Raw genomic sequence first — 11684 nt, forward strand, 5'->3', positions numbered from 1 at the left:
CGTTCCTCGAACCCGACACCCCTCTATTCGTCCCCAGCGCCACCTGTCTGTAAGAGACAGTCTGCCAACTTCCCCTCGCCTGCACCACCACGCGGCCTGTTTCCGCCCCCCTCAGCCCGCTCCTGCTCTTCCGGAAGGGCCGAAGAGGCCCCCCGCAGGGCCGGGCACCGGCTCCCATCGTCCCAAATACGCACAACCAACCCATCGCCCGAACACGCACAAAAAAAGAGCGGCATCCGCTGCCGGATGCCGCCCCATGGAACGGATGCGCCGCCTCTACTCGAGGTCGTCGCCCGTATCGTCCGCTACGGGCGGGTCGTAGGACTCGGCCGGCGTATTGGCCTCAATCCACTCCTCGCTGAGCAGGTCCTCGGCCTTGAAGTCGAGGTCCTCGATACGGCTTACCGTAATCTGATACTGGGCATAGTCGCGCGACCCGCCCGAATAGGTGCTCTGCTTCGAATAGATGGCAAAGAGACCCAGCACGTTGCCCACGGCGCCGTCCTTCGGAATCGGCTTCATGGCAAAGCGCGAATAGCCGCTCGTGCGCACCGTATAGACACCCGGGTCGGAGGTATAGGTCGCCTGGGGATTGTAGGAGATGAGCACCGAGGCATAGAGCTTCTCGTTGTTGACGCTGTAGGCCCAGCGGTACCAGGGCTGGAACAGCACGGGACGCACGTCGGTGCAGGTCCACGTCGGATAGCTGTTATCGTAGGTGCCGTTCTTCATGGCCGTCGGAACCTCGCCGTTCTGGTTCTTCACGCCGGCATAGCGGACCGTGATGTCCGAGAAGCGGACCAGACGGCCCAGATTCTTCAGCGCCGACTCCTCGTCGGTCACCAGCGTCGTGTAGTTGCTGCTGTTCACCTCGAGGATGTCCCCGTCCTCGAGCTTGCAGGGCTCGCCCGGCAGCACGTGGGCGTCAATGTCGGCGGCCAGTTCGAGGTTCGAGTTGGCATAGAACTTATGCTCCTGCACGACGTTGTAGGAGTCCGACGGAGCGTCGCCCAGCGAGAGCATCATGCGGTAGTTGCCCAGGTAGAGGTCGCGCAGCAGGACATAGACCCAGGTGCTCTCCTTCGTATCGAGGTTGAGCTTGTAGGTCGTGTAGAGCGTACCGCTGAGCTTGAGCTCGATGGCGGCCGTACCGTCGTAGATGTAGAGCGACTTGTAGATGTTGCCCTGTTCGTCGCTCGAAATCACCTTGCCCTTGATGTAGTAGTTGGCAGCCTCGGGCCAGAATGCGGTTCCCGCGCTCTCGAACTCATCTTCGCCCGCGTAGGCCTCGCCCAGCTTGAGCGCCTTGGTGTCGTCCCAGCTCGTGTTTTGACCCGTACCCGAGAGGGAACCGAAACGATTGACAAACTCCTTCTTGAGGTCGAGAATCGAGATATGGGTCAGACCCATGCCCGCCACCTCGTCCTCCTGCCACACCTTTATCTTCGGCGTGTCGAAGTCGTTGTAGCAGCCGACGGTCAGCAGAGCGACGGCCGCAGCCAGAAATATCTTAACGCTTTTCATTGATGCTTATTTTCGGATTAGAAACGGAAATATACATTCAGGTAGTAGGTCGTACCGAGCATGTAGAAGTACTTCGAGTCGAAACGTTTGTACTGCGTACCCTTGTCGGTGCGGACGCGGTTAAGTCGCATCTGCTCGTAACCGCCCGTACGGATGTCCTGGTCGTTGAGCAGGTTCTTCACCTCGAGGCTGAAGCCGAGCATGTACTGACGGTGGATGTACCAGTTCTTGCCGATGCTGGCGCTCAGCGTGAAGGCCGGGTCGAACTTCTCCTGCTTCTGCATCGTACGGATGGCCTGCACGGCGGCTACCTGCTCCTCGACCGACGAAGAGGACGAGGAGAGCACGTCGAGGTAGCTGCGGATGACGGTCGACGTACGGTAGAGCGGGTTCATCGAGAGGTAAACCTTGTCGTAGTAGTTGAAGTTGACCGATGCGAACCAGTTGCGCGGGCCGCGGAAGTCAAGGCCGATGTTGGCGGCCAGCTGCGGCGAGCTCTCCACATGCATCCCCTCCCAGTGTACGCGGTCGTTCTTGACCACCTCCTCGCTGTTGTCGATGGTCTGCACGAAGTTGGGGTCCGACGTATAGGTGTAGTCACCCCAGCTCAGGGCGCCCACTACCGAAAGGCCGTTCCAGATGGGAACCGACACACCCAGCTCGACGCCGTAGTAGCGCTTGTCGATGCCGCTCATGGCGAAGTTGGTGTAGGAGTGGCGCAGGTCGTCGTAGAACGAAATGACCTTCGCCTGGTTGGTCATCTCGGTGTAGTAACCCGACAGACGAGCCTTGATGTAGGGCAGGTTGAGGTTGTAGGTCAGGTCGAGACCCAGCACGTTCTCGGCCGTCAGACCCGGCGTGGTGGTGTTGCGCGTACGCGGCGATACGAACGAGTTGACGAACTTCGGGGCGTTCTGCATGTAGACGATGCTGGCCTCGAGCGAGTGGGCGCCCGAGAACTTGTAGCCGAAGTTGCCCTTGAGGTTGTAGGTCAGGTAGCCGAGCTTCTTCGAGTCGCCGTACGAGTTGTCGGCGAAGAGGCCCTTGCGCCACAGACCCTCGCGGTACATCGACGAATAGCCGACCTCACCGCCGATGTTCATCGAGAAGCCGCCCGTTGCGTAGTTGTAGAAGGCCCAGGCGCTCCCTTCGAGCAGGTGCGCGCGGTAGTTGTAGTTGAACTTGTCGCCTTCACGCACGATGCGGGCATGGCCGTTCTGGAGGTAGTAGTCCAGGTCGTTCTGGTAGTTGACGGGGTCCTGACCCTGGTCACGCTCGGCGAACTTGTCGATGTCGTACCAGTAGTCGCCGCCCAGCAGGTCCTTGATTTCGTCGTAGTACCACGTCCGGTTGGCACGCAGGTTGACTCCGCCGACGATGCGCATCTTGTTGTTGATTTGGTGGGCGACGTTGGCCGCGAAGTTGTAGTCGAGCTGGTCGGTGTGGCGCTCCTCGATGATGATGTTCGAGCGGCGCTGGTTCTCACCGGCATACTGGGCCAGCGTCGGGTCGACATACTGGTTGTCGCGGTAGAAGCGGTCGAAGTCGAGCATTCCGGTCCATACCTCGCCGGCGTGCTTGGCGCGCTGCAGCAGGTCGTAGATGCCCTTGTCGGAGGTTACGCCCGGAACAATCTGGTTGAGGAAGTACGAAGGCAGATAACGGTAGTAGTCACCGCGCGGGTCGCCCGAGTCCTTCCACGAGAGGGCCGAGTAGCCGTTCTTGCCGAAGCGCAGCGACGTGGCGGCCGACAGGCGCGTCCGCTCCGAGATGTCCCACGTGTAGGTCAGCATGGCGATGGGCTCGTGCGTGTTGCGGATGCGCGAGTTGCGCAGCTTGCCGTCCTGATAACCGACGTTGGGGTTGTAGTAGTGGTTGCCGAAGAGGTTGTAGGCCTCCTCGGTCGAAGCCTGCTGCGCACCGCGCTCCGTGGGCGAGGCCATGATGGTCAGACCCAGACGGTGGTTGTCGCCGAAGCGCTTCTCGACCGAACCGAAGTAGGCATAGGAGTTGTAGTAGACACCGTCCACATAGCCGTTGCCGCCCTGACGCGTGCCGACCGAGAAGCCGTACGACCAGCCGTTGTCAAGCTGACCCGAGGCGTAGGAGACCATCACGCGGAAGCGGTAGAGCTGCGTGGCGTTCGAGACGCTCACGCGCAGGCCCTTGCGCATCTGCGAGGCGCGGGCGTTGATGTTCGTCTGACCGGCGATGCCGCCCAGACCGTAGTCCGTGAAACCGAGACCCGAAATGGTCTCCTGGTTGCGCGTCGCATCGTTCAGACCGCTCCACAGCGACCAGGGGCCGTAGCCCGTCATGGCGTCGTTGAAGCGGATGCCGTTCAGATAGATGTCCTGATACTGCGAGTCGTAGCCGCGCACGTTGAAGCGCATCTCGCTGAAGCGGTACGAGGCGATGTTCGTAAAGACATCCTTCGACGCCGAGAGGGCCGACGGAAGCGGCTGCTCGTCGGAGGAGGAGCTGTCCATGTCGAGCTCGGCAAAAATCTGGTCATCGAAGGCCTCGGGGCTCGTCAGGGGCGATACGACCACCGACTGGAGGTCCTTCACCGTATTGCCGACGCGCACCACCATGTCGAGCTCCTCGAAGTCGGGCGTAGTGAACGTAATGCGGTGGTTGCCGGCCGGCAGGTTCTCGATTTCGAAGTTACCGTTCTCATCCGTCGTCACCGTCAGGCCCGTGGACTCTAGGGTAACCTTCACGTTGCTCAGCGCTTCGCGTCCCAGGCGGGAAACCACCTTGCCGCGCACGCCTCCGTCCTGAGCCCAGGAGACCGTAGCGGTCGTCACGGCGAGCAGAAGAAAGAGTAGAGATTTCAGTTTCATACAGTTATGTTAAGTGTTATTTGGCTATGTAGATATAGACGGGGAAGTGGTCGCTGAAGCCGCCCTGGAAATCGTTGCCAACGAACGTACGCAGCGGGTAGCCCTTGTACTGGCCCTCCTTCTGGAGCATGTAGGGGCGGCGGAAGATGCCGCCGTAGTACTTCGACTTGCCCACGCGCTGGATTTTCAGCGCACCGGTCGAGCCCGTGGCGAGGTTGTCCGAGACGATGATGTTGTCGAAGAGGTTCCAGGCATCGCGGTAGGCCAGCGTGCCGTAACCCGCCTTGAGCAGCGCGATGAAGGGGTTGAACATGTCGCCCGCCTTCACGTCGGAGATTTTGCCCTTGGCGTGCAGACCCTCGATGACGCTGTCGTCCGTCGCGTCGTCGTTCAGGTCACCCATGACGACCACCTTCACCTCGGGACGGAGCATCTTGACCGAGTCGACAATCGAGCGCACCTGCCGTGCGGCGGCCATGCGCAGCGAGGCCGAGGCCTCCTTGCCGCCCAGACGCGACGGCCAGTGGCTCACCAGGAAGAAGAAGGGCTCCGACTCGATGGTTCCCCACATCGTGACGAAGTCACGCGTACGGAAGTCGGGACGGCCCGGCATGTTGAACTTGATGGCCTGGCTGCCCTCGAGCTTGAAGACGTCGGGGCGGTAGAAGAAGCCCACATCGACACCGCGGGCGTCGGGCGAGTCGTAGTGTACGACCCGGTAGTTGCCGGGGGCGAGCTTCGGAGTGGCAATCACATCCTCCATCACCGCACGGTTCTCGATTTCCGACACGCCGATGACAATCGGGTAATCCTTGTCCTGAGCGGCGATGTCGAAGAGCACGCGCTCCAGGTTGCCGATTTTGCGCGTGTACTTGGCCGTGTTCCAGCGCTTCGGCCCGTCGGGCGTGAACTCCTTGTCGAGCACGTCGGGGTCGGGAATCGTATCGAACAGGTTCTCGAAGTTGTAGAAGACCACTTTATAGGGCTTCTGCGCGAAACCGGCCACGAGCAGCACGGCAAACAGTCCTGTAAGAAGAATTTTCTTCATCATAAAGCTATTGAGTTTGATTCGATTCAGGTTCGTATCTCCTGTATTGGTTGTATCAGTTGCTGATGCCCCAGTCCGACAGCACGAGTCGCTCCTTGACGGCGGCACCGTCGGCCGAGAGGTTGTGGAAGAACTCGAAGCCGGTGAACTCCTCCACCTCGCACACCGAGTATGCGGCGTCGCCCAGCGTCATGCCGTCGGCCGATGCGTCGTTGGGATAGATGAAGCCGATGGCGCGCAGCTCGTCGGCCGTACACTCCGAGATGGGCTTGTCGCGGAACTCCTTGCGGGCCTGGACCATCACCTTCCAGCAGTGCGACGGCACGGCGATGGGGCCGTTGGCGTTGCTGATGCTCTTCGAGCTCTTGAAGCTGGCACCCGTCACGACGTAGAGCGTGTCGTAGCGGCCCGTTCCGGCCCACGTGCGCTCGCTGTTCTCGAGGTTGCCCCACGAACCGCCGTTGAACGAGCCGTTCTGCGGCATCATGTTGGTGGCATAGAAGGTCTGGGCGTTGGTCTCCCAGGTATTGTATCGCGATGCCGAGGAGAGCATGTGACCGCGCTGGTAGCCGCCCTGGCCATAGCTGCGGATGATGTACTGCTGGTCCTGCTCCGCGATGGCGGGCTGCGTCACGTTGCGGCTGACCACCCGGTAGTAGGGGCTCGACGAGGTGTATTCGGTCTGTGTATCGTCGTAGGCCCAGGCGTTGGTGCGCCCCTGGGTGGTACCGCCGACCTCGTAGCTGCGGCCGGTCCAGTAGCTCGCATGCTGCGGATAGGCGACCCAGTTCGAGACGTGGCGGTCGAGGTCGTAGCAGATGGAGTAGTTGCGTACGCGCTTGCCGTTCGACAGGGTCGTATAGTAGGTTTTGTAGACATAATCGGCCTCCGCACGGTAGAGGGGCTGTTCGCCCCAGGCGCGGTCGTAGTCGGCCGAGACGGAGAACGAGGTCTGCGTCATGGTGAAATCGGCCGTATAGCCGTCGGAGAAAAGCACGCGGAGCGTCGCCTCACGGTCCGACGCGGCGGTGTTCTTCTTCATGTAGATGTAGATGGGCTTGCCGACGGCAACCGTGGTCTCCAGAACGGAGGAGGCAAGGTCGAACGAGCACCACTCGGTGTCGCCCTGCGTCAGGATGGTTGCCGTACAGGTCAGATTCCGGTCGCCCTGGGTCTGGATGCTGTTTGTCGTGGCGTTGCAGTTCACGGTTCCGGCCGCGAGCCAGGCTTTCGAACTGGCGGAGCCCTGCGACTCGTCGCCGCAACCCACGAATATCGTGAGTATCGACAGCAGGATGACAGACAGAATTACCGGTTTGAATTTCAGCATGATAAAAAACCGATGAAATTTCAGAAAAAAGACATGTAAAGAAACCAAACTCTTGGCGGAGTGTTACCCCCGCCAAGAGTGGTTGGTTTAAAAGTCGGTTTCCTCGACTGCGGATGGAATGCCGGCAGCGGTTACTCGTATTCCAGAACAACCTTTACAGCCTGTGCATTCTTACCCTTGATGGCATAGATGCGATAGGCAACACCGGCATCGGTACCCGTCAGATTAAAGGTCAAATCCGATGCAAGCTTCTGAGCATCCTCCGGCCACTCGGAAGCCTCGCCGCCGGCAACAGCGGTGGTAGAGTCCTCCGGATAGATTGCGACCTTAGCCGTAGACGAGGCACCCTTGCGGTTCGTAATCGTAACCTTAACGAGTTTCTTGCCCGAAACGGCAGGAACGGTCAGATAGCTGCCCTCATGCGATTTTGCATCGAACATCACGTAGTTGCCATCGGTGTAGTACTTCAGATAACAGTACTTGAAGGTATAACCACCCGTAGAGAAGGTTTGCTCGGTTGCACTGCTGGACCCGGGAATGTCGTACGACGAGGTCGTGAAATCAAGCTCGATGGTCTCAGCTCCTGCAGCGGCAGCCTTGGCCTGCGTCAGCTCTACCGTAGCGAGCGTCTCGCTGCCGACCTTGGCAACCAGCTGGGCCGTGAAGGCGGCATCGGTGGTGTTGTCACCGGCAACCGATACCGTTACCGACGAAGCGTCCTGCGCGGTGATGCTGAACTTGTCGGCATCGGTACCCTCGATGGACATATCGACGCTGCCCGTGACGTTCTGAGCGGTGAAGCCCACCTTCTGGGGCTCGGCGCCCGTTGCGGCGAAGGAGAGCGACGTCTTGTCGAACTTCACGCTCGGCGTGGTGGTGTTGGAGACGAGCTTCGTGGCGGCAATCGTGAAGCGAACGCCGTTGCCGGTCGTGTAGATGAACCAGCCGTAGGCATCCACCACCTGATTGAGGTAGCTGTCGATGTTGAGGCTTTCGGCCGGAGCGTCAATCGAACCCGAATGCGACGAGTCGAACGAGAGGTTCATGTTGTAGAAGTCGCCATCCTTGTAGAGCTCACCCGGCAGCTTCACGAAGACAACCTTGTTGGCGTCGATAATCGACTGGATGTTCGAAGCGTTGACCTCGGTGGCCGAAGGCTCCGTAACGGTCGTCGTACCGGTCTTGGTCACCGTAGCCGAAGCGTCGAACTGCAGTGCCTGGTTGAAGGTCGTAACCTGACCGTCGAGCGTAACAACCGAGCCCACCTCGGGAATCTCCGCGTCGTAGCCGCGGAATACGAGGATTGCACCCGTAGCATCCTTGGCAACGAACGAACGCTGCGTAACGGCCATCACCGTTGCATTCTCCACCTTGTAGGCACCCTCGCCGCCGGCAAGAATATCTGCAATGGTAGCCGACGAGCTCTGAATCGTGAAGCGGGGGTTCGTCAGACCGGCAACATCCTCGGCATTGCGCGGGAAGAGCTGTACCGTTACGGCACCGGCGTTATCACGCTGATAGCAGTTGGCCACGCCGACAATCGGACCGCTGAGGTTCGAGATAGCGGTGGCGCCGAAGCCCTCGTTACCGGTCTTGTTGGTGCGAACGACAAACGACTCACCCTTGTCGGTTACGAAGTTGGCATTGTACTGCTGAGCATAGGTAGTCCCTTCGGCATATTCCGAAGCGGTCTGCACGTTGGGCAGCGTCACCAGCTGCGACTCGTACTTGGCGATGTCGGCGGGCGAAGCGAGCTCGACCGGCGTAATCTCGACACCCTCCTCAAGCACGGTTACCGTAGCGCTGTTCGAAAGGCTGAGCTGGAGCGTACCGTTGTACTTCTGCACCTGCGCGCCGGCAAGCGAAATCTTCAGCAACTGGCCCGTCTTCCAGGTCGACACGTTGTTGTGGTTAATCATCAGACCCGAGTTCTCGGCATTGTCGACATCCTGGATGACCGTCAGGTACTTGTTGCCCATGTTGGGCGTCTCGCCCGGGTCGCCCGAGATAACACCGATGATGTCGCCCAGAGCCAGAATCTCGGCCGAAGCGTCCACCTTGGTCATCGTGGGGTTCATCGCTGCAACCAGCGCACGAACCTCGGCCACGTTGGTCTCACCGGTGGTCGAGCCCGAGCCGTTCTGCATCACGGTCACCGTGGCGTGCTTGGTGATGGGATAGCCCATCAGCTCGCCCGTAGCCGAGAGGTCGAAGACAGCCGTGCGCGCCTCGGTTGTGGCTCCCAGCTCAAAGGTAAGTTGCGTCGTACCGCCGTTGCCGCCGTTCACGCTGGGAGTACACCAGGTATCCGAGCCCTCGGTCTTCGAGACCAGGGTCCACTTTCCGGCAGAAACAACTTCGACGGCTTCGGTCGTACCGGCGGAAAGGTCATGAGCAACCGTCACGGCCTCTTTTCCGTTGACCGTAATTGAGGGTTCTACGCCAGAGCCCTCCGAATCATCGCTCGAACATGCGACGAAGGCCGTCACAGCCATCATCGAGAAGAACAATGTCCTCCAAAAATTCAATCGTTTCATAAAAAAGTAAAAAAATTAATGAATATGTGAGGTCTTATAATTATTCGTATTTGTCCCATAACGGGTTACATTATGGAGACTATTTCACGCTGTAAAGATAAAATTATTTTTCGACAAAGCAAGCCGGCATCCCCAGCATTTAACACACATTTAATACCCCGCTCTCCACAATTCCGTCCGGAGCGTCCTCAAGAGACGATTTAGGGCAAAAAGTCCGCATTTTGTACCAAAGTACAGAATGCGGAGAGCGGAGCGGCCGACTTAGCGGATGCGGTCGGCGGCACGGACCATCAGCTCGTCGCGGAAAATCGCGCGGGCGGCCAGGTACATGAAGAAGAGGCTGACGAGCGGCAGCGCAATGGCCGGCCGGAAGCCCTGGGTGTGGAAGGCGAAGTCGGCGAAGAGCCGTGCGCAGAGGAAGTAGTAGATGGCCTCCATGACCACCACGCCCACCATGAGCACCATCGCCACGGCGCACAGGCGGATTTGGAGCAGCCGCCGGCGGTAGAGGAAAATCGTCACCAGCGGAAGCAGGCAGGAGACCGCCTGCAGCACGCCCATGTACCAGGTGCTCTGGTGCAGCGAGCCGTCGAGGCTTTTGAGCGCGAAGGCGCGCAGCTCGAACGACCCGGCATCGCCGCCGAACCACGCCAGAGGCAGCAGGAGCGTAAGCCCCATGAGCACCCCGGCCACGAGCAGATAGATTGTTTGGATTCGTTGTATCATAATACGTTTCAGAGTTTTCGGTCAATCAGATATTTGTTGCGGTCGCTCGAGCCCCGGTTAATCAGCTCGCCGAGGAAGCCCGCCAGGAAGAGCTGCACGCCGAGAATCACGGCAAGAATCGCCAGGTAGAAGAGCGGCTGGTCGGTCACCGCGCGCACGGGGATGTCGTGCAGCTGCCGGTAGATTTTCGTAGCGATGACCCACAGCGTGGTCACGCCGCCGAAGAGGAACATGAGCGTTCCCAGACCGCCGAAGAAGTACATGGGCGAGCGGCCGAAGTGCGACATGAACCAGACGGTGATGAGGTCCAGATAGCCCTTGACCATGCGCTCCATGCCGAATTTCGAGTGGCCGTACTTGCGGGCATGGTGCTCGACGACCTTCTCGCCGATGCGCGTGAAGCCCGCCTGCTTGGCCAGGAAGGGGATGTAGCGGTGCATCTCGCCGTAGACCTCGATGGACTTGACCACCTTGAGGCGGTAGGCCTTCAGACCGCAGTTGAAGTCGTGAAGGCGGATGCCTGAGACCGTCCGCGCCGTCCAGTTGAAGAACTTGCTGGGGAGGCGCTTGCCCAGCGGGTCGTAGCGCTTCTTCTTCCAGCCCGAGACCAGGTCGTATCCCTCGTCGAGAATCATGCGACGCAGGGCGGGAATCTCGTCGGGCGAATCCTGCAGGTCGGCATCCATCGTGATGACCACCTCGCCGCGGGCCGCCTCGAAGCCGCAGTAGAGGGCGGCCGACTTGCCGTAGTTGCGGGCAAAGCCGATGCCGCGCACGGCGGGATAGCTCCGCCTGAGCGATTCGATGACCTTCCACGAGCCGTCCTTCGAGCCGTCGTCGACCAGAATCGCCTCGTAGGAGAGGTTGTTGGCCCGGGCCACACGGTCAATCCACGCCACCAGCTCGGGCAGCGACTCCGCCTCGTTGTAGAGGGGGACGACGATTGACAAATCGAGTTTTTCCATCACGTTACACATTACCTTCAGGACCTCCGAACGGTTTGGCGGGACGCGAAACCGTCGAGGCGATGAACAGACCGAAGACCAGACCGAAGAGCAGGCTGGTGAGCACGCCGCCGCCCACGGCCGAGAAGACCGACGGTTCGGGCGACTGCTGCATCTGGGCCACCGACTGCGAGAGGAGGTTCTCCATCGAAGCCGAGACGTTGCCGCTGCGGGCCATGATTGAATAGAGGGCGTCGGCCGAGCGCTCGATGTAGCGGCCGTAGCCGATGATGCCATAGACATAGATGTACTGCACGGCTCCCGAGATGATGCCTCCGAGCGCCGACATGGCCGCGATGAAGCCATAGGCTTCGCCGAAGGAGAAACCCTCGGTCTCGTCGCGCTGCATGGCGCGCCGCCGCGTAAAGCGGTGGAGCAGGTAGTAGTGCAGCACCACGGCCACCACCCACTCGACCATCAGCAGCATGTAGAGCCACAGCCGGCCCGAGAGGACGATGCTGTTCTCCACGACGGTCGAGACGGCCAGCAGCAGGCCGACCATCGCCCCGTACTTGGCGGCATCGTTCCAGAAACTTGTCTTTCCCATATATCTTTTTTCGCTTTTTTCTCTACGCCCGACTGTCGGTCCCTTGCTTGTTGCTTCCCCGACTGTCGGCCCCCGGCATTCCGCTCTCCCGGCTGTCGGTCCCCCGGCATTCCGCTCTCCCG

At 60.1% G+C, this 11684-nt stretch carries 8 protein-coding genes; all 8 read right to left on the reverse strand.

The features are described 5' to 3' along the window. Positions 1-276: 276 nt before the first annotated feature. The 8 genes from C8267_RS04040 to C8267_RS04075 all read right to left on the reverse strand — a co-directional run bounded on the left by C8267_RS04040 (position 277) and on the right by C8267_RS04075 (position 11562). Positions 277-1524: a DUF5689 domain-containing protein gene (locus C8267_RS04040; RefSeq protein ID WP_087362166.1), complete on the reverse strand. Its 1248-nt coding sequence runs from the start codon at positions 1522-1524 to the stop codon at positions 277-279. Positions 1525-1541: 17 nt separating this feature from the next. After that, a complete protein-coding gene (locus C8267_RS04045; protein WP_199792074.1) occupies positions 1542-4370 on the reverse strand; it encodes a carboxypeptidase-like regulatory domain-containing protein in 2829 nt (942 codons plus the stop codon). A 16-nt stretch (positions 4371-4386) separates the two neighbouring features. Then, complete coding sequence (locus tag C8267_RS04050; protein WP_087362167.1) at positions 4387-5418, reverse strand: endonuclease/exonuclease/phosphatase family protein; 1032 nt, start codon at positions 5416-5418, stop codon at positions 4387-4389. Between the two features lie 55 nt (positions 5419-5473). After that, positions 5474-6748, reverse strand: a complete 1275-nt coding sequence (locus C8267_RS04055; protein WP_234025689.1) for a DNA/RNA non-specific endonuclease — start codon at positions 6746-6748, stop codon at positions 5474-5476. 131 nt (positions 6749-6879) lie between these two features. Next, the gene (locus C8267_RS04060; protein WP_158699701.1) at positions 6880-9285 is read right to left on the reverse strand and encodes a DUF5689 domain-containing protein; all 2406 of its coding nucleotides are present in this window, start codon (positions 9283-9285) and stop codon (positions 6880-6882) included. Between the two features lie 261 nt (positions 9286-9546). Then, on the reverse strand, positions 9547-10011 hold the full coding sequence (locus C8267_RS04065) for a DUF4293 domain-containing protein (RefSeq protein WP_199792075.1): 465 nt from the start codon (positions 10009-10011) through the stop codon (positions 9547-9549). A gap of 8 nt (positions 10012-10019) precedes the next feature. Next, positions 10020-10976: a glycosyltransferase family 2 protein gene (locus C8267_RS04070; RefSeq protein WP_087362170.1), complete on the reverse strand. Its 957-nt coding sequence runs from the start codon at positions 10974-10976 to the stop codon at positions 10020-10022. Between the two features lie 4 nt (positions 10977-10980). Further along, a complete protein-coding gene (locus tag C8267_RS04075) occupies positions 10981-11562 on the reverse strand; it encodes a DUF4199 domain-containing protein (RefSeq protein WP_106633766.1) in 582 nt (193 codons plus the stop codon). Between the last annotated feature and the right edge of the window lie 122 nt (positions 11563-11684).

Source organism: Alistipes sp. Marseille-P5061, assembly GCF_900290115.1.
Lineage (GTDB): Bacteria > Bacteroidota > Bacteroidia > Bacteroidales > Rikenellaceae > Alistipes > Alistipes excrementigallinarum.

Excerpts from the sequence above, each read along its gene's own strand:
- C8267_RS04070 (WP_087362170.1), bottom strand. The coding sequence starts at position 10,976 with ATGGAAAAACTCGATTTGTCAATCGTCGTCCCCCTCTACAACGAGGCG.
- C8267_RS04065 (WP_199792075.1), bottom strand. The coding sequence starts at position 10,011 with ATGATACAACGAATCCAAACAATCTATCTGCTCGTGGCCGGGGTGCTC.
- C8267_RS04055 (WP_234025689.1), bottom strand. The coding sequence starts at position 6,748 with ATGCTGAAATTCAAACCGGTAATTCTGTCTGTCATCCTGCTGTCGATA.
- C8267_RS04060 (WP_158699701.1), bottom strand. The coding sequence starts at position 9,285 with ATGAAACGATTGAATTTTTGGAGGACATTGTTCTTCTCGATGATGGCT.
- C8267_RS04075 (WP_106633766.1), bottom strand. The coding sequence starts at position 11,562 with ATGGGAAAGACAAGTTTCTGGAACGATGCCGCCAAGTACGGGGCGATG.
- C8267_RS04045 (WP_199792074.1), bottom strand. The coding sequence starts at position 4,370 with ATGAAACTGAAATCTCTACTCTTTCTTCTGCTCGCCGTGACGACCGCT.
- C8267_RS04040 (WP_087362166.1), bottom strand. The coding sequence starts at position 1,524 with ATGAAAAGCGTTAAGATATTTCTGGCTGCGGCCGTCGCTCTGCTGACC.
- C8267_RS04050 (WP_087362167.1), bottom strand. The coding sequence starts at position 5,418 with ATGAAGAAAATTCTTCTTACAGGACTGTTTGCCGTGCTGCTCGTGGCC.